Origin of the sequence: Cupriavidus necator A5-1, assembly GCF_000744095.1 — a bacterium.
GTDB lineage: Bacteria > Pseudomonadota > Gammaproteobacteria > Burkholderiales > Burkholderiaceae > Cupriavidus > Cupriavidus necator_A.
Genome location: NZ_JQLI01000003.1, coordinates 75,036 through 93,026, shown reverse-complemented (window position 1 = coordinate 93,026; position 17,991 = coordinate 75,036). Strand labels below are relative to the sequence as shown.

Genomic DNA, 17,991 nt, shown 5'->3' with positions numbered 1-17,991 from the left:
CTGTTTTCGACGAAACGGCGGCGATGGCGGCGGCTGCGCCCATGGCGCGTTGGCTTATTGCCCGTCGCGCAGCTTGTCGGCCCGCGCCTGCGCATCGGCAAAGTTGAGGTCCCCGGAGTAGATCGCGCGGCCGCAGATGACACCTTCCACGCCTTCGCGCTCAACCGCGCACAGATTGTCGATATCTGCCAGGTTGGACAGTCCGCCGCTGGCGATCACCGGAATCGACATCGACTGCGCCAGCTTGACGGTGGCGTCGATATTGATCCCCTGGAGCATGCCGTCGCGGCCGATATCGGTGTAGATGATGGCCTCGACGCCATAGTCCTCGTACTTGCGCGCCAGGTCCGCCACTTCATGGCCGGTCAGCTTGCTCCAGCCGTCGGTGGCCACCTTACCATCCTTGGCGTCCAGGCCAACGATGATATGGCCGCCGAAGGCCGAGCAGGCGTCCTTCAGGAAACCGGGGTTCTTGACCGCGGCCGTGCCGATGATGACGTACGACAGGCCGTCATCCAGCCAGCGTTCGATGGTGTTCAGGTCGCGGATGCCGCCGCCCAGCTGCACCGGGATCTCGTCGCCCACCTCGGCGATGATGGCCTTGATGGCGGCCTCGTTGCGGGGCTTGCCGACAAATGCGCCGTTCAGGTCCACCAGGTGCAGGCGCCGCGCGCCCTGCTCCACCCAGTGACGTGCCATGGCGGCGGGATCTTCGGAAAAGACGGTGGCCTGGTCCATGTCGCCTTGTTTGAGGCGTACACACTGACCGTCCTTCAGGTCGATGGCCGGAATGAGCAACATATGCGTGACGAGCGTGGTTGAGTAAGGGAAGTTGAGCGAGACCGGCACTGCCGGTCAGGTCTGGGTCGATAATCGATCGGGAACTTGGTCGAATGAACGGGTCGAGTTAGCGGTCGATAGATCGGTAAAAAAGCGATTCGGGTGTCCGGTCGTGCCTGGATCGTGCCGCGAGGCCGGGCCGGCGCCTCAGGGATTCCAGTGGACGAAGTTCCGGTACAGCTGCAGGCCCAGGGCCGCGCTCTTCTCGGGGTGGAACTGCGTCGCAAAAATATTATCGCGCGCTACCGCGCTGGTAAATACGACTCCATACTCCGTTTCGCCGGCGATATGGGCCGGGTCCTGCGCCTGCACATAGTAGCTGTGGACGAAATAGAACCAGCTGTCGTCCGGGATACCGTCCCACAGCGGGTGCGGCTTCGCCTGGCGCACCCGGTTCCAACCCATCTGCGGCACCTTGTAGCGCGAGCCGTCGGGCTGCGTCATGCCGTCCAGCGCAAAGCGCACCACCTGGCCGGGCATCAGGCCCAGCGCCGGCGTGCGCTGCGCACCGGCACGACTTTCGGTGCTGAACTCGAACAGCATCTGTTCGCCAACACACACACCCAGCATCGGCTTGCTGCCGGCGGCCTCGATCACCGCCTGCTGCAGCCCGGACGCGTCCAGCGCCGACATGCAGTCCGGCATCGCGCCCTGGCCCGGCAGCACCACGCGGTCCGCGCTCCGGATGCCTTCGGGTGCATCCACCACCCGCACGTCCGCTTCCGGCGCCGCGGCACGCAGCGCCTGCGCCACCGAGCGCAGGTTGCCCATGCCGTAATCCACAATTGCTATGGTAGTCATGATTTCAAAACAGGCAACAATGTCTTCAGCCCGTCCACAATGAATTCCACGGCCAGCGCCGACAGGATCAGCCCCATCAAGCGCGTGCCGATATTGATGCCGGTGCGCCCGATCACCCGGGCAATCGGGTCGGCCGCGCGAAACACCATGTACACCACTGCCCCAATCACCACGCCCAGGCCGACCAGGATCAGCAACTGGTACCAGTGCTGCGTCTTGCCGGCATAGACGATCACCGTACTGATCGAGCCCGGCCCGGTCAGCAGCGGCAGCGCCAGCGGCACCACCGCGATGCTGGACTTTACCTCGGCCTCGTCCTCTTCTTCCGGCGTGGCCTTGGTGCGGCCGGTCTGCGCGTTCAGCATGTTCATGGCCATCATGATCATGATCAGCCCGCCACCCACCTGCAGCGACGCCACCGAGATATTGAAGAACTCGATGATCTGCTGCCCCAGCAGCGCCGACACCGCCACCACGATCGCCACCGAGACCGACGCGATCTTGATGGTACGCAGCTTTTCCGCTTCAGTCTGCTGGCTGGTCAGGCTGATGAAGAACGGGATCGCCCCGATCGGGTTGATCAGCGCCAGCAGCGAAATAAACGACTTGAGCGTATCCATCGGTTGCGGGTCGCCAGCGGCGCTGGCGGATTCAGCCTGGGGCCTGGAAAAGGTCAGCGGGCGCCGCAACCAGCCGGCACGCCTACGGTTATATGGAGTGGTCGATGCGTTGACAGGCGCCTCAGAGCGTACCCTTGGTCGACGGGATCGTGTTCGCCGCGCGCGGGTCCAACTCCACCGCCATGCGCAGTGCCCGGCCAAAGGCCTTGAACACAGTTTCGCACTGATGGTGGGCATTGATGCCGCGCAGGTTGTCGATATGCAGGGTCACGCCCGCATGGTTGACGAAGCCACGGAAGAACTCGATGGTCAGGTCGACGTCGAAGCTGCCCACGCGCGCACGCGTGAACGGTACGTGGAATTCCAGGCCGGGGCGGCCGGAGAAGTCGATCACCACGCGCGACAGGCATTCGTCCAGCGGCACATAGCTGTGGCCGTAGCGGGTGATGCCCTTCTTGTCGCCGATGGCCCTGGCCACGGCCTGGCCGAGCGTGATGCCTACGTCTTCCACCGTATGGTGGTCGTCGATATGCGTGTCGCCGGTGGCTTCGACTTCCAGGTCGACCATGCCGTGGCGGGCGATCTGATCCAGCATGTGGTCGAGGAACGGCACGCCGGACGCCAGTTTCTGGCGGCCGGTGCCGTCGAGATTCAGGGAAACGCGGATTTGCGTTTCCGAAGTATTGCGGGTGACCTCTGCAACACGCATGGTGTTAATCCTGCAGCGACGCTGCGAATGCCTCAAGGAACTGCGCGTTTTCTTCGGGTGTGCTGACCGTGACGCGCAGACAATTGGCCAGCAACGGGTGCATTTTACTCACGTTCTTGATCAACACCTTGCGCGCCAGCAGGCGGTCGAACGTCTGTGCAGCATCCGGCACACGCGCCAGCAGGAAGTTGGCGGCGCTGGGGAACACCGTGACCCCCGCATGCACAGCCATGCCGTCGGCCACGCGGCCGCGTTCGGCGCGCAATTGCGCGGCCTGTTCGTCCAGCACCGACACATGCTCAAGCGCGAACAGCGCGGTGGCTTCGGTCAGCACGTTTACGTTGTACGGGGGGCGCACCTTGTCGATCTGCGAGAGCCATTCCGGCGCACCGGCCAGGTAGCCCAGGCGGATGCCCGCCAGGCCCAGCTTGGATACCGTGCGCATCACCAGCAGGTTGCCGAAGTCCGCCAGGCGCGGCATCCAGCTGTGCTGCGCGAACGGCTGGTAGGCCTCGTCGACCACCACGAGGCTGTTGCAGACCTCGCCCTGCGCGGCGCGGACGATGGCCTCCATGTCGGCGGCATCGAACAGGTTGCCGGTGGGGTTGTTCGGGTAGGCCAGGTAGATGATGGCGGGCTGGTGCTCGGCCATCGCCGCAAGCATGGCGGCGCGATCGAGCGTGAAGCCCGCGTGCAGCGGCACGCCGACGAACTGCAGGCCGGCAAACTGCGCCGACATCGCGTACATCACGAAGCCCGGCACCGGCGCCATCACCTTCGCGCCCGGCTTGGCCGCGGCCAGCGCCAGCATGCTGATGATCTCGTCCGAGCCGTTGCCGAGCAGCACGTCCATGCCGGCGGGCACCTGCATCACGGTCTTCAGCTTCGCGCGCAGGGCTTCGCTGCTGGGCACCGGGTAGCGGTTCAGCGCGACCTCGCCCAGGCGCTCGGCCAGTTCGCGGCGCAGCTCGGGCGGCAGCCGGTACGGGTTCTCCATCGCGTCGAGCTTGACCAGACCGTGCGAATCCGGCACGTGGTAGGCGCCCATGGCGCGTACGTCGTCACGGATGATGCGTTCGATCAGGGAGGGCTCTACGGCAGACATGGGAACTCCAGGGTTGGCTGCTTTATCAGGCAGCGTGGGTCAGTAGATCAACTACGTTTGTTGAAACGATACTCCGCGCTGCGGGCGTGGGCCTGCAGGCCTTCGCCGTACGCGAGTTCGGCGGCGATCTGGCCGAGCATCTGCGCCCCGCCCTCGCTCACCTCAATCAGGCTCGAACGCTTCTGGAAGTCATAGACCCCCAGCGGCGACGAGAAGCGCGCGGTGCGCGAGGTCGGCAGCACGTGGTTGGGACCGGCGCAGTAGTCGCCCAGCGATTCGCTGGTGTAGCGGCCGAGGAAGATGGCGCCGGCGTGGCGGATCTTCTCGCTCCACTGGCGCGGGTTCTCGGCGGAGATCTCCAGGTGCTCGGGCGCGATCGCATTGGCGATCTCGCAGGCTTCTTCCATGTCGCGCACCTTGATCAGCGCGCCGCGGCCGGAGATCGACGCGGCGATCACGTCGCGGCGCGGCATGGTGCCGAGCTGGCGCTGGATGCTGGCTTCGACGCGGGCGATATATTCCGAGTCCGGGCACAGCAGGATCGACTGCGCCAGCTCGTCGTGCTCGGCCTGCGAGAACAGGTCCATCGCCACCCAGTCGGGGTCGGTGGTGCCGTCACAGATCACCAGGATCTCGGACGGGCCGGCGATCATGTCGATGCCGACGGTGCCGAACACGCGCCGCTTGGCCGCGGCCACGTAGGCATTGCCCGGGCCGACGATCTTGTCGACCTGCGGTAGCGTCGCAGTGCCGTAGGCCAGCGCGCCAACAGCTTGCGCACCGCCGATGGTGAACACGCGGTCCACGCCGGCGATCTGCGCCGCGGCCAGCACCAGCTCGTTGCGCACGCCGCCCGGCGTGGGCACGACCATGATGATTTCCTTCACGCCCGCGACGCGCGCCGGGATCGCATTCATCAGCACCGACGACGGATAAGCGGCCTTGCCGCCCGGCACATAGATGCCGACGCGGTCCAGCGGCGTCACCTTCTGGCCCAGCATGGTGCCGTCGGCCTCGGTGTATTCCCAGCTGTGGCTGCCGCACTCGATCTTCTGCTTCTCGTGGTAGGCACGCACGCGCGCGGCGGCGGCCTCCAGCGCGGCGCGGCGCTTGGGCTCGAGGTCCTCGAGCGCGGCTTCCAACTGCTGCTGCGACACTTCCAGCGCGCCCATCGACGCCGCTTCCACGCGGTCGAAACGCTTGGTGTATTCCAGCACCGCGGCATCGCCGCGCGCCTTCACGTCGGCCAGGATCTGCGCCGCGGCGCGGTCGATGGCCTCGTCCTCGCCGGCCTCGAAGGCCAGCACCTGGCGTAGCGCCTCGGCAAAGCCGGGCTCGCTGGAATCAAGCCGGCGGATCGGCAGGTTTTCCATTTCGGTTGCGTTCATGACTTCATTTCCTCTCAGGCGGCCCGGCCTCAGGCCAGCGCCGCCGAAGCGCGTTCGAATGCGTCGAGGATCGGCGCCAGCCGCTCGCGCTTCAGTTTGAGTGCGGCCTGGTTCACCACCAGCCGCGACGAGATCTGCACGATCTCCTCCACCTCGACCAGGTTGTTGGCGCGCAGCGTGCTGCCGGTGCTGACCAGGTCGACGATGGCATCGGACAGACCCACCAGCGGGCCCAGTTCCATGGAACCGTACAGCTTGATCAGGTCGACGTGAACGCCCTTTTTCGCAAAATGCTCGCGCGCGGTCTGCACGTACTTGGTGGCCACGGCCAGGCGCGCGCCCTGGCGCACCGCGTTGGCGTAGTCAAACCCGGCCGGCACCGCCACCGACATGCGGCAGCGGGCGATGTTCAGGTCGATCGGCGCGTACAGGCCGGCCATGCCGTTTTCCATCAGCACGTCCTTGCCGGCCACGCCGAAATCGGCGGCGCCGTACTGCACGTAGGTGGGCACGTCCGAGGCGCGCACGATCACCACGCGCACGGCCGGATCGGAGGTCGGCAGGATCAGCTTGCGCGAGGTTTCCGGGTCTTCGGTGACGCGGATGCCGGCGGCCTCAAGCAGCGGCAGCGTCTCGGTGAAGATGCGGCCCTTGGACAATGCCAGCGTGAGCTGGTTGGGCGAAGCGTTGAAAGTGGGGCTCATCGGGCGTCAGTCCTCAGTGCTCAAGCAATGCGGCGGATCTTGGCGCCCACTGCAGACAGCTTGTCTTCCATGCGGTCGTAGCCGCGGTCCAGGTGGTAGATGCGGTCGATCACGGTCTCCCCGTCGGCCACCAGGCCGGCGATCACCAGGCTGGCCGAGGCGCGCAGGTCGGTCGCCATCACGTTGGCACCCGACAGGCGCGCCACGCCGTTGACCACCGCGGTATTGCCTTCGACCGCGATGTCGGCGCCCAGGCGGTTCAGTTCCTGGACGTGCATGAAGCGGTTTTCGAAGATGGTCTCGGTCACGCGCGCGGTGCCTTCGGCCACGGCATTGAGCGCCATGAACTGGGCCTGCATGTCGGTCGGGAAGGCCGGATATTCCGAGGTGCGGAAGCTGACGGCCTTGGCACGGTGCGGCATGGCCAGGCGGATCCAGTCGGCGCCGGTTTCGATGCGGGCGCCGGCTTCGCGCAGCTTGTCGAGCACCGTGTCGAGGATGTCGGTCTGCACGCCGCGCAGCACCAGGTCGCCCAGCGTCGCGGCCGCGGCGCACAGGAAGGTGCCGGCTTCGATGCGGTCGGCGATCACGCTGTGGCTGGCGCCGTGCAGGCGGTCAACGCCGTGCACCACCAGGCGGTCCGTGCCGATGCCTTCGATCCTGGCACCCATCTTGACCAGCAGGTGGGCCAGGTCGGTCACCTCGGGCTCGCGCGCGGCGTTTTCCAGCACGGTCTCGCCTTCGGCCAGCGTGGCGGCCATCAGCAGGTTCTCGGTGCCGGTCACGGTGATCATGTCGGTGACCACGCGCGCGCCCTTCAGCCGTTTGGCGCGGGCATGGATAAAGCCGTGTTCGATGCTGATCTCGGCGCCCATCGCCTGCAGTCCCTTGATGTGCTGGTCGACCGGGCGCGCGCCGATGCCGCAGCCCCCGGGCAGCGACACGCGGGCTTCGCCGAAGCGCGCCACGAGCGGGCCGAGCACCAGGATCGAGGCGCGCATGGTCTTCACCATCTCGTATGGCGCTTCGTAGGAATTGACGCCGGCGCCGTTCAGGCTCACGCGGGCACCGTCGAGCTCGGCCTGCATGCCCATCTGGCGCAGCAGCTTGAGCGTGGTGCGCACGTCCTGCAGGTTGGGCACGTTGTCGAGCGAAATGGTATCGGCCGTCAGCAGGCCGGCACACAGGATCGGCAACGCGGCGTTCTTGGCGCCCGAAACGCGTATTTCGCCCTTCAGCGGGCCGTTGCCGTGGATCTGGAATTTGTCCATGTTCTGTCGGTTCTGGCCGGGCACACGCCCGGCGTCATTGTTCTGGGGCCGCGCATGCGGCGCGGCGCGAAGTTGCCGACGGGGCTTACTTGCCCTCGCCTGACTGCCATTCCGCGGGCGTCAGCGTCTTCATCGACAGCGCATGGATTTCGGCGCGCATGCGGTCGCCCAGCGCCGCATACACGCGCTGGTGGCGCTGGATCAGCCGCTTGCCTTCAAACTCGGCGCTGACGATGGTGGCAAAGAAGTGCTGGCCGTCGCCCTCGACTTGCAGATGTTCGCAGGGCAATCCTTGGGCAATGTAATCCCTGACTTGTTCCGGTGTTGGCAGCATGGGGTTCTCTTCAGCGTATTCAGTAGGGCCGGCCGGCGCTCAGTGGCGCAGCTTGTATCCGGACTTCAGCAGCCGCAGCGCCAGCGCGGCAAGCACCACGAAGGCCGATCCGACCACCGCCAGGCTGAACAGCGGCGACACGTCCGAGACGCCGAAGAAGCCATAGCGGAAGCCGTCGATCATGTAGAAGAACGGATTGGCATGGGACACCGCCTGCCAGAAGGCGGGCAGCGAATGGATCGAATAGAACACGCCGGACAGGAAGGTCGCCGGCATGATCAGGAAGTTCTGGAACGCGGCGAGCTGGTCGAACTTCTCGGCCCAGATGCCGGCGATCAGGCCCAGCGTGCCGAGAATGCCCGCGCCCAGCAGCGCAAACACGAGGATCCAGCCGACATTGGCGAAATGCAGGTTGGCGAACCACGCCGTCACCAGCAGCACGCCCAGCCCCACGGTCAGCCCGCGGATCACCGAGGCCACCACGTAGGCGCCGAACATCTCCCAGTGCGACAGCGGCGGCAGCAGCACGAACACCAGGTTGCCGGTGATCTTGGACTGGATCAGCGACGACGAGCTGTTGGCGAACGCATTCTGCAGCACGCTCATCATCACCAGGCCGGGCACCAGGAAGGCGGTGTAGCTGATCTGGTCGTAGACCTTGACGCGGTCTTCCAGCACATGGCCGAAGATCAGCAGGTACAGCACCGCGGTCAGCACGGGCGCGGCCACGGTCTGGAAGCTGACCTTCCAGAAGCGCAGCACTTCCTTGTACAGCAGGGTGCGGAAGCCCACCAGGCCGCCCACCGCCATCGGCGCGAGGCGGGTGTCGTCCAGGATTTCGATTTCGCCGGGTTGCTTCATGCCGCGGCCTCCATGGCGGGGTCGGGCAGCGCGCCGGGCATATGCCCCTCGCGGCGCATGATCTGGACGAATACGTCTTCGAGGTCGGCCTTGTTGATTTCCATGTCTTCGATATCACAGCCTGCTTCGCGGCAGGCGGCCAGGATCGGCTCCACCGCCTGGTAGCCCGACAGCCGCAGCCGCACCGCGCGCTCGCCCGGGATGGCCGGCATGCGCAGCGGCTCCAGCGCCGGCGGCAGGCCGCCGTGCGCGAAGGTGAGCACCAGCTGCAGCCCGGCAAACTGCGTCAGCAGGTTGCTGGTGCGATCCAGCGCCACCACCTCGCCGAACTTGAGCATGGCGATGCGGTCGCACAGCGCCTCGGCCTCTTCCAGGTAATGCGTGGTCAGGATGATGGTGTGGCCTTCCCGGTTCAGGCGCGAGATGAACTTCCACAGCGTCTGGCGCAGTTCCACGTCGACGCCGGCGGTCGGTTCATCCAGCACGATCACCGGCGGGCGGTGCACCAGCGCCTGCGCCACCAGCACGCGCCGCTTCATGCCGCCGGACAGCTGGCGCATATTGGCATCGGCCTTCCCGGTCAGGTCCAGGTTGGCCATGATCTCGTCGATCCAGTCGTCATTGCGCGTGAGGCCGAAGTAGCCGGACTGCAGCCGCAGCGTCTCGCGCACCGTGAAGAACGGGTCGAACACCAGCTCCTGCGGCACCACGCCCAGCATACGCCGCGCCATCCGGTAGTCGGACACCACATCGTGGCCCAGCACACTGACGCGGCCGGAGTCGGCGCGGTTCAGGCCGGCGAGGATCGAGATCAGCGTGGTCTTGCCGGCGCCGTTGGGCCCGAGCAGCCCGAAGAATTCGCCGCGTTCGACGGTGAAGCTGACGCCCTTGAGCGCCTGCAGGTTGCGGTAGCGCTTGCGAACGTCGTGGATTTCAATGGCTTTCATGGCCGATTGTTTGTGGCGGGAGCGCCTTTTTTGGGGGGCGACCGCCTGGAAATGGGGAGCAACTGCGTGCCCTGGCTACCCTGGCCCGGCAGGCACGAACCGGGGGTGGGCGGGGGGATGGGCGAACAACCCGGAATTATAGGGGATGCGGGGTGAGTCCCGCTTGATCCGCCCCCGAGCCGTCCTGCCTCGCTCTGTGGCGCGGCGACCGCGCCAGGCAGCCGCCGGGGCATCGCTGGCGGCCGCCATGACGGCGAGCCGGCGATGCCGGATCAATGTCGGTGGTGGTGTTCCAGTTGGGAACCTGCCTGGGCGAAGGCCAGTTCGGCTTCCGGCGCAACGTCGCGCGCAGCCTCGGGCGCCAGGCCCAACAGGCTGTCCACGCCGTACAGGCTTGCCAGCTGCGACAGGTCGCCCGGCACGCCGCGCAGCGACAGCGCCAGGTTGCGTGCCGCGGCGGCGCGATGCCAGGCCAGCAGTACGGCGACAGCGGCGGAGTCCACCTGCGTGAGGCCGGTGCAGTCCACTTGCACATCCCCCTGCGCGACGCGTGCCAGCCCGTCACGCAGCACGGTGGCGGCGTTCTGGTTGGTCAGCGAGGTGCCCAGCGAAAGCATGTATGCGTGTATTGGCCTGAAGGGATGGAGGTACAGCAAATGCCGCGGCAGAAACGACGGCTCCCGCACTTTGGCGGGAGTCGGTGCCGCGAACGGCTATTGTAGAGCAGATCGGCGCACCATGCTGCATCGCAGCGGTGCGCCGGGACAGCCGCGTCAGCTCTTGGCGTTGGCCAGCTGGCGGTTGCGGTCCTGCAGCGTCTTGATCACGCCCTCGACGCCCTGCTGGCCGACGATGGTGTTGAAGCTGCCCTTGTAGGCCTCGGTCAGCCACGCGCCCAGCACGTTGATGTCATAGAGCCTCCAGCCTTGCGCGGTCTTCTCCAGGCGGTAGTCCATCTGGATCGGCTCGCCCTTGTTGATCACCTGGGTGCGGATGGTGGCGTCGGTATCTTCAGGCGTGCCGCGGTACGGGCGGTACTGCACGGTCTGGTCGCGGATCTGGGCGATGGCGCCGGCGTAGGTGCGGATCAGCAGGGTCTTGAACTCCTCGGTGATCTGCTTCTGCTGCTCGGGCGTGGCCTTGGACCAGTTGCGGCCCATCGCGATCTGCGTGGTTTTCTGGAAGTTCGCGTTGGGCATGATCTTCTGCTCGACCAGCGCGGTGATCTTGGCGATATTGCCGGCCTGCATGTCCTTGTCGGCCTTGACGGTTGACATCACGTCGGTGACCAGGGCCTTGATCAGCCCGTCCGGGGTGGTCGCGTCCGGGGACACCTGAGCGTGTGCCGCGCCTGCGAAGGCAAATACGGTAAGGAAGGGGACCAACAGTCGCTTAATCATGGATTTTCCTTCTTCATCTGAAACGTTTCTCGCCGAGGGGGCGAATTAGCCAGCGCCGCTGGCGGCGCGTGGCCTTGCGGTGATTGGAACACAAGCCCGGCCTGCTGGTGGCGGGTCGTTGGGCATCTCCCGCCACTTCCAAACAAATTGTTTCAGCCCTCACAGGGCATTCACAGCCTGGGCGCAGGCTTGTTGCATGCCCGCGCCACGAAGGTTTCAGCGTATGCGGATGACGCCGGGCACGATCCGCTGCATCGGCTCCGCCGCTGGCACCGGCAGGCTCTGGCTTTCCGGCTGGATATCGCCGGACGGGCCTTGCTGTTGCGGGGCCGCGGCCGGCGCAGAGGCTGGCACGGCGGCGGGGGCCGATGCGCCAGCGGGCGCCGGTGCCGGTGCCGCAGCCGGTGCCGCAGCCGGCGCGGAGGCAGGCTCGGCAGGCTTCGCAGGCGCTGCGGGCGGCTCGCCTTCGGCCGGGGCCTCCGGCGCAGACGGTTCGCTCTCGGTATCCTTGCCCTCTGGCGGGTTGCCATCGTAGACCAGGTACTCGCGCCGCTGCAGGTAGGAATCGCGCAGGAACGAGTACTTGTCCAGCGCCGCCTGCTCGAGCAGGTTGCTTGCGCCCAGCAGCTGGGCCCGGCCCGCGACGATGCGCACGCCGGTCAGCGAGTTGCGCAGCGACACCGGGTACAGGTAGGCCGACGGGTCGAACTGGCGATCCACCAGCATGCCGCCGGTGTCGCGCACCGTGCTCGGCCCGAACAGCGGCAGCACCAGGTACGGCCCCTGCGGCACGCCCCACACGCCCAGGGTCTGGCCGAAGTCTTCCTTGTACTTGGGCAGGCCGGCCGGGGTGGCGATATCGATCAGGCCGCCGATGCCCAGCACGCTGTTCATCGCCACGCGCATGGAGTCTTCCGCCGCGCGCGTGGGCTTGCCCTGCAGCAGGTTGTTCGCCGCCGAATAGACATCGCTGATGTTGGAGAAGAAGTTCTCCACCGCGCGCTGCACCGGCGTGGGCATGTAGTCGGCGTAGACCTGGGCGACCGGGCGCAGGATGCCCTTGTCGAAGTCCTCATTGATCTTCGCGACCTCGCGGTTGAAAGGTTCCAGCGGATCCTTGGGGTTGGCAGTCGGGCCCGTGGCGCAACCGGCCAGCACGGCGGCGGCAGCGACCGCGGCCAGCAGCCTGGCCGCCGGGCGGCGCGCGGCGCTGCCCGGATAGGCGGATGGCGCAGCGCTCACTTGAGCTCCCCGCCAGGCGCCGGCGCGCTGGCGCCGGCAGCCGAACCGCCGCTGCTGCCGCCGGCATCCGCCGCCTTGTTGTACAGGAACTGGCCGATCAGGTTTTCCAGCACCACCGCCGACTGCGTCATGGTGATGCGCGCGCCGTCCGTCAGCATGGCGGTGTCGCCGCCGGCTTCGAGCCCGATGTACTGCTCACCCAGCAGGCCCGAGGTCAGGATCTTGGCCGAGGTGTCCTTGGGGAACTGGTAGCGCTTCTCCAGGCTCATCTCGACGGTGGCCTGGTAGGTCTTGTCGTCGAAGCGGATCGCCGCCACGCGGCCGACCACCACGCCAGCGCTCTTGACCGGCGCGCGCGGCTTGAGCCCGCCGATATTGTCGAAGCGCGCCTGCACGCTGTAGGTGTCCTGGAAGGAGAAGCCGCTCATGTTCCCCGCTTTGAGGGCCAGGAACAGCAGGGCCACGAACCCCGCCACCACGAACAGGCCCACCCAGAAATCGAGTGTGTTCTTTTTCATTGGAATCTCTTTCTTCAACCCCGTTTTATGTCTTGTCGCTGTCTTGTTGTCACTGCGGCCCGCGTCAGTTGCTGAACATCAGCGCGGTCAGCAGGAAATCCAGCCCCAGCACGGCCAGCGATGCGATCACCACGGTGCGGGTGGTCGCGCGCGAGACGCCTTCCGGCGTGGGCTTGGCCTCGAAACCCTGGTACAGGGCAATAAACGTCACGGCGATGCCAAAGATAAAGCTCTTGATCACGCCGTTGAGCACGTCGGCGCGCACGTCGACGCCGCCCTGCATCTGCGACCAGAACGCGCCCGCGTCCACGCCGATCAGCTGCACGCCGACCACGTAGCCGCCCAGGATCCCCACCGCGCTGAAGATCGCCGCCAGTACCGGCATGGCGATCACACCTGCCCAGAAGCGCGGCGCGATCACCCGCTGCAGCGGGTTCACCGCCATCATTTCCATCGCCGTCAGCTGCTCGCCGGCCTTCATCAGGCCGATCTCGGCGGTCAGCGAGGTGCCGGCGCGGCCGGCGAACAGCAGCGCGGTCACCACCGGCCCCAGCTCGCGCACCAGCGACAGCGCCACCAGCAGCCCGAGCGCCTGCTCGGAACCGTAGCGGTTGAGCGTGTAGTAGCCCTGCAGGCCCAGCACGAAGCCGACAAAGAGGCCCGACACGGCAATGATCACCAGCGACAGGTTGCCGACAAAGAAGACCTGGTCGGTCACCAGCCGGAAACGACGCAGCAGCGCCGGCGACAGGCCCAGCAGCGTCATGAACATGCGCGTGGCATGGCCCACGCCCGCCACATTGCGGCGCACCGCTGCGCCAATGGTGGTGAAGAAACCGATCACCGCGCACCTCCGGCAAAGTCCTCGGCCAGCGAGGGCCCCGGGTAGTGGAACGGCACCGGGCCATCGGCCTCGGCATGGACGAACTGGTGCACGAACGGGTCGGTGGAGGCGCGCAGCGCGTCGGGCTCGCCCTGCGCGGCGATGCGCCCGTCGGCAATGAAATAGACGTAGTCGGCGATCTGGAAGGTCTCGTGCACGTCGTGCGAGACGATGATCGTGGTCGCGCCGAGTGCGTCGTTGAGGCTGCGGATCAGCCGCGCGGTCAGGCCGAGCGAGATCGGGTCCAGGCCGGCGAAGGGCTCGTCATACATCAGCAGCGCCGGATCCAGCGCGATCGCGCGCGCCAGCGCCACGCGCCGCGCCATGCCCCCCGAGATCTGCGATGGCATCAGCTCGCGCGCGCCGCGCAGGCCGACCGCATTGAGCTTCATCAGCACCAGGTCGCGGATCATCGAGTCGGGCAGGTCGGTGTGCTCGCGCAGCGGGAAGGCCACATTATCGAACACCGACAAGTCGGTAAACAGCGCGCCGAACTGGAACAGCATGCCCATCTGGCGTCGCACCGCGTACAGGCCGCGGGTATCCAGCGTGTGGATATCGGTGCCGGCAAAGCGCACCGCGCCCGCCTGCGGACGCACCTGGCCGCCGATCAGGCGCAGCACCGTCGTCTTGCCGCAACCAGAGCCGCCCATTACCGCGATCACCTTGCCACGCGGGAATTGCATGGTCAGGCCGGACAGGATCGGCTTGCCGTGGTCCGCATAAGCGAAATCCACCGCGTTTAGTTCGACGAGGTTTTGAGCAGAATCGGTCACGTTAGCACCGGTCGGGACAGTCGCGCATTATAAGGTCTACTACCTAGGCGCGCTGTACCGTGTGTCACACGCTACGTTGACCAGATTGGAACAATCGATCTCCGGGCCCTGCTCAACGACCGGGATTGGCGGCTCTCTGGCGTGCGGCCCAGTGCTCTTGACTCAGGGTTCCTGCGTATGCGCGACGTCCTTGAGGATGACCTGCCACTGGATCGACTCCGAGCGGATCGCGGTGGCGAACGCTTCCGGCGAATCGCGCAAGGGCGTCAGCCCCGCCGCCATCAGGCGTGAACGCACCTCGCGCTCGGCCATGACGCCGTCGAGTTCGCCCGCCAGCCGCGCCACGATCGCACGCGGGGTCTTGGCCGGCGCCATCACGCCGAACCACGCCACCGCGGCATAGCCTTCCATGCCCGACTCCTGCAGTGTCGGCACCAGCGGCGCCAGCGTCGAGCGCGCCACGCCGGTCACGCCGATCAGCCGCAGCGCCCCGCTCCTGACCTGGCTCTGCACCGCGGCGAAGGAACAGAAGCAGGCACTGATGCGGCCGGCCAGCATCTCCTGCACCACCGCGGCCTCGCCCTTGGCGGTCACCAGCGGCACGCTGTTGGGGATCCCGCGTACCGCGTATTCGGCATAGAGGTGCGAGGGGCTGCCGGGCTGGCCGTAGCCGTAGCTGTACGAACCGGGGTTGGACCTCACCGCCGTCATCCATTGCTCCGGCGTGCGCATCGGCAGCCGCGCGTCGATCACCAGGAACAGCGGCGTGGTGGCAACGCGCGCCACCGGCGTGAAGTCGCGCACGACGTCATAGGGCACCGGCTCCAGCCCGGGCTGGATCAGCATATTGGCCTGGTGGAACAGCAGCGTATGGCCATCGGAACTGGCCTTGGCGACGACATCGCCGGCGGTGGTGCCGGCCGCGCCAGGGCGATTGTCAACCTCCATCGGCACGCCCAGGCGCGCTGACAGGCGCTCGGCCAGCATGCGCGCGACGGCGTCGGCCACGCCGCCCGCCGGGAACGGCACGATCAGGCGCATCGGGCGATCCGGGAACGAGATGGCACGCGCCAGCTGCGGCCCCGCAAGCGCGGGCATGGCAGGTACCGCGAGCGCGAGCGTGGCACACCCCAGCGCGTACAAGCACAGGAAAGGTTGCAGCCAGCGGCAGAGCCGCGCCCAAGCGCCGCGCTCCGTCGTGAACTTCGCTTTACCTCGCCAAAGCTGCGACAAATTGCGCACTTCGGACATCAATTTCCTCCGGACGATCTCCTGAGAAGACCGCGAGCGGGTTCTGGGGAAAAAGGATTTGCGAGGCGGTTTCCGTTAATGGTTTCTTAAAAATTGTAGGGACATTGCCCGGGCCCCTACAGACACGTAAACCATAGCCGGGAGAACCCTGAAGGCCTTGTACAGGCTTGCCAAACCTGCCATCAGGCGCCATCGTGGACGGGCCCGGCAGGGGTCGCCGGCTATAATCGCGCGATGACGATTTTCACGCTGCGGCCGATGGTGGCCGCGGACCTGCCGGCCGTGCTGGCGGTGCAGGCCAGCTGTTACACAGAGGTGCTGCTCGAAAGCGAGCGGGCATTGGCCAGCCGGCTCGCGCTGTCCCCTGCCACCTGCTGGGTCGCGCCGGACCCACGCGACCCGGGCGCCCTCGCCGCCTACCTGTTCACCCACCCCTGGCTCGAAGCCAGCCTGCCGCCGCTGGATGGCGTGCTGGACGACGGCTGGCGCGGTGCGTCCGCGCCGGAGTCGCTGACGTGGTTCGTCCATGACATGGCCGTGGCGCCCGCCGGGCGCGGCGCTGGCCTGGCGCCAAGACTGTATGCGGCGGCGCTGGCGGCAGCGCGCTCGGCCGAGCTCAGGCGTTCGCGGCTGATCGCGGTGCAGTCGGCCGCGTCATGGTGGCGCAGGCTTGGGTACGCGCCGGTGGCCGCCGGGACGGCGTCGCGGCATGCCGCCAAGCTGGCCGGCTATGGCGCGAACGCGGTGCTGATGGAACGCGCGCTGGCGGACTGAGCGCCGAGCCAGCGCCAAAGGAAAAAGCCCGCCGGCTTGCACCAGGCGGGCTTTCCTTTGCGGCCGAAGCCCGTGGATCAGCGCGGCAGGTCGCTGTGGCCCATCAGGAAGGCGTCGACCGAACGCGCGGCCTGGCGGCCTTCGCGGATCGCCCACACTACCAGCGACTGGCCACGGCGCACGTCGCCGGCGGCGAACACCTTGGGCACGTTGGTGTGGTAGGCGCGCTCGCCCTCGGTCGCGGCCTTGGCGTTCTTGCGCGCGTCGGTGTCCACGCCGAACGCTTCCAGCATCGAGCCCACCGGGTTGGTGAAGCCCATCGCCAGCAGCACCAGGTCGGCCGGCAGAATGAACTCGCTGCCTTCCACTTCCTGCATGCGGCCGTCCTTCCATTCGACGCGGCAGGCCTTCAGCGCGGTGACCTTGCCGTTCTCGCCGATGAATTCCTTGGTGGCGACCGACCAGTCGCGCTCGCAGCCTTCGTCGTGCGAGGACGAGGTGCGCAGCTTGATCGGCCAGTACGGCCACACCAGCGGCTTGTTCTCTTCTTCCGGCGGCTGCGGCAGCAGTTCGAACTGGGTCACCGAGGTGGCGCCGTGGCGGTTGGACGTACCGACGCAGTCGGAGCCGGTATCGCCGCCGCCAATCACGATCACGTTCTTGCCTTCGGCACGGATCTCGTTTTCACCGTCGCCGGCCACTTCCTTGTTCTGCGGGATCAGGAATTCCAGCGCGAAGTGGATGCCGGCGAGGTCGCGGCCCGGCACCGGCAGATCGCGCGGCACTTCCGAGCCGCCCGCCAGCACCACGGCGTCGAACTGGTCCATCAGGGACTGGGCCGAGATGGTTTCCCGCGCGTAGTTCTTGATGCCGGCCGGCAGTTCGCCGTCGGTCACCATCACGCCGGCGCGGAAGGTCACGCCTTCGGCCTGCATCTGCTCCATGCGGCGGTCGATCAGCGTCTTCTCCATCTTGAAGTCGGGGATGCCATAGCGCAGCAGGCCGCCGATGCGGTCGTTCTTCTCGAACACGGTCACGTCATGGCCGGCGCGTGCCAGCTGCTGCGCGGCGGCCAGGCCGGCGGGGCCGGAGCCGACCACGGCCACGGTCTTGCCGGTCCGGTGCTTGGGCGCCTGCGGCGCGACCCAGCCCTCTTCCCAGGCCTTGTCGATGATGGCGTGCTCGATCGACTTGATGCCGACCGGCAGCTCATTGATGCCCAGCGTGCAGGCGGCCTCGCACGGTGCCGGGCAGATGCGGCCGGTGAACTCGGGGAAGTTGTTGGTCTGGTGCAGCACCTCGATCGCCGACTTCCAGTCCTGGCGGTACACCAGGTCGTTGAAGTCGGGGATGATGTTGTTGACCGGGCAGCCGTTATTGCAGAACGGGATGCCGCAGTCCATGCAGCGCGCACCCTGGAGCTTCGCTTCGCTGTCGGACAGCGCAAACACGAATTCCTTATAGTGCTTCACGCGCTTGACTACCGGTTCGTAGCCCTCATTCTGGCGCGGAAATTCGAGAAAGCCAGTCGCCTTACCCATGTTGCGTCCTTGGTCATGCTGCGCGG

The 17,991-nt window shown here is 66.8% G+C and carries 20 protein-coding genes; 1 reads left to right on the top strand and 19 read right to left on the bottom strand.

The features are described 5' to 3' along the window. Nucleotides 1-54 precede the first annotated feature (54 nt). From hisA to K307_RS21355, 18 genes are all read right to left on the bottom strand, one after another. Complete coding sequence (hisA, locus tag K307_RS21440) at nt 55-801, bottom strand: 1-(5-phosphoribosyl)-5-[(5-phosphoribosylamino)methylideneamino]imidazole-4-carboxamide isomerase (RefSeq protein WP_042882614.1); 747 nt, start codon at nt 799-801, stop codon at nt 55-57. A gap of 186 nt (nt 802-987) precedes the next feature. Beyond that, entirely contained in the window at nt 988-1,641 is a 654-nt protein-coding gene (gene hisH, locus K307_RS21435) for an imidazole glycerol phosphate synthase subunit HisH (protein WP_042882613.1), read from the bottom strand. Next, the gene (locus K307_RS21430) at nt 1,638-2,261 is read right to left on the bottom strand and encodes a YchE family NAAT transporter (RefSeq protein ID WP_042882611.1); all 624 of its coding nucleotides are present in this window, start codon (nt 2,259-2,261) and stop codon (nt 1,638-1,640) included. The genes hisH and K307_RS21430 overlap by 4 nt, the downstream gene beginning before the upstream one ends. Nucleotides 2,262-2,382: 121 nt before the next feature. After that, nucleotides 2,383-2,970: an imidazoleglycerol-phosphate dehydratase HisB gene (gene hisB / locus K307_RS21425; protein ID WP_042882609.1), complete on the bottom strand. Its 588-nt coding sequence runs from the start codon at nt 2,968-2,970 to the stop codon at nt 2,383-2,385. Nucleotides 2,971-2,974: 4 nt separating this feature from the next. Further along, entirely contained in the window at nt 2,975-4,075 is a 1,101-nt protein-coding gene (gene hisC / locus K307_RS21420; protein WP_042882607.1) for a histidinol-phosphate transaminase, read from the bottom strand. Nucleotides 4,076-4,122: 47 nt separating this feature from the next. Continuing rightward, nucleotides 4,123-5,463 (bottom strand): histidinol dehydrogenase, encoded by a 1,341-nt coding sequence (gene hisD, locus K307_RS21415; RefSeq protein ID WP_042882604.1) that lies wholly within the window; start codon nt 5,461-5,463, stop codon nt 4,123-4,125. Nucleotides 5,464-5,492: 29 nt separating this feature from the next. Beyond that, nucleotides 5,493-6,167, bottom strand: a complete 675-nt coding sequence (gene hisG / locus K307_RS21410) for an ATP phosphoribosyltransferase (RefSeq protein WP_022536815.1) — start codon at nt 6,165-6,167, stop codon at nt 5,493-5,495. Between the two features lie 20 nt (nt 6,168-6,187). Beyond that, nucleotides 6,188-7,438 (bottom strand): UDP-N-acetylglucosamine 1-carboxyvinyltransferase, encoded by a 1,251-nt coding sequence (gene murA, locus K307_RS21405; protein WP_042882773.1) that lies wholly within the window; start codon nt 7,436-7,438, stop codon nt 6,188-6,190. A gap of 85 nt (nt 7,439-7,523) precedes the next feature. After that, on the bottom strand, nt 7,524-7,772 hold the full coding sequence (locus K307_RS21400) for a BolA family protein (protein WP_042882602.1): 249 nt from the start codon (nt 7,770-7,772) through the stop codon (nt 7,524-7,526). A gap of 39 nt (nt 7,773-7,811) precedes the next feature. After that, on the bottom strand, nt 7,812-8,633 hold the full coding sequence (locus tag K307_RS21395) for an ABC transporter permease (protein WP_042882600.1): 822 nt from the start codon (nt 8,631-8,633) through the stop codon (nt 7,812-7,814). After that, the gene (locus K307_RS21390) at nt 8,630-9,580 is read right to left on the bottom strand and encodes an ABC transporter ATP-binding protein (protein WP_022536818.1); all 951 of its coding nucleotides are present in this window, start codon (nt 9,578-9,580) and stop codon (nt 8,630-8,632) included. Before K307_RS21390 ends, K307_RS21395 begins: the two co-directional genes overlap by 4 nt. A 272-nt stretch (nt 9,581-9,852) precedes the next feature. Then, nucleotides 9,853-10,197 carry an STAS domain-containing protein gene (locus K307_RS21385; RefSeq protein ID WP_051975086.1) on the bottom strand — a complete coding sequence of 115 codons (345 nt, stop codon included), beginning with the start codon at nt 10,195-10,197 and terminating at the stop codon, nt 9,853-9,855. Between the two features lie 156 nt (nt 10,198-10,353). Next, entirely contained in the window at nt 10,354-10,980 is a 627-nt protein-coding gene (locus K307_RS21380) for an MlaC/ttg2D family ABC transporter substrate-binding protein (RefSeq protein WP_042882597.1), read from the bottom strand. 216 nt (nt 10,981-11,196) lie between these two features. Further along, entirely contained in the window at nt 11,197-12,222 is a 1,026-nt protein-coding gene (locus K307_RS21375) for a VacJ family lipoprotein (RefSeq protein WP_230625982.1), read from the bottom strand. Further along, a complete protein-coding gene (gene mlaD, locus K307_RS21370; RefSeq protein ID WP_042882595.1) occupies nt 12,219-12,740 on the bottom strand; it encodes an outer membrane lipid asymmetry maintenance protein MlaD in 522 nt (173 codons plus the stop codon). The genes K307_RS21375 and mlaD overlap by 4 nt, the downstream gene beginning before the upstream one ends. Before the next feature lie 64 nt (nt 12,741-12,804). Next, nucleotides 12,805-13,584 (bottom strand): lipid asymmetry maintenance ABC transporter permease subunit MlaE, encoded by a 780-nt coding sequence (gene mlaE, locus K307_RS21365; protein WP_042882594.1) that lies wholly within the window; start codon nt 13,582-13,584, stop codon nt 12,805-12,807. Then, complete coding sequence (locus K307_RS21360; RefSeq protein ID WP_042882592.1) at nt 13,581-14,399, bottom strand: ABC transporter ATP-binding protein; 819 nt, start codon at nt 14,397-14,399, stop codon at nt 13,581-13,583. Before K307_RS21360 ends, mlaE begins: the two co-directional genes overlap by 4 nt. A 162-nt stretch (nt 14,400-14,561) precedes the next feature. Continuing rightward, nucleotides 14,562-15,650 (bottom strand): Bug family tripartite tricarboxylate transporter substrate binding protein, encoded by a 1,089-nt coding sequence (locus K307_RS21355; RefSeq protein ID WP_042882590.1) that lies wholly within the window; start codon nt 15,648-15,650, stop codon nt 14,562-14,564. A gap of 234 nt (nt 15,651-15,884) precedes the next feature. On the opposite strand from K307_RS21355, the gene K307_RS21350 reads away from it, so the two are divergent. Next, nucleotides 15,885-16,424: a GNAT family N-acetyltransferase gene (locus K307_RS21350; RefSeq protein WP_042882587.1), complete on the top strand. Its 540-nt coding sequence runs from the start codon at nt 15,885-15,887 to the stop codon at nt 16,422-16,424. Nucleotides 16,425-16,501: 77 nt separating this feature from the next. Here K307_RS21350 and K307_RS21345 read toward each other — a convergent pair whose 3' ends face one another. Then, entirely contained in the window at nt 16,502-17,965 is a 1,464-nt protein-coding gene (locus K307_RS21345; RefSeq protein ID WP_042882585.1) for a glutamate synthase subunit beta, read from the bottom strand. Nucleotides 17,966-17,991: the final 26 nt, after the last annotated feature.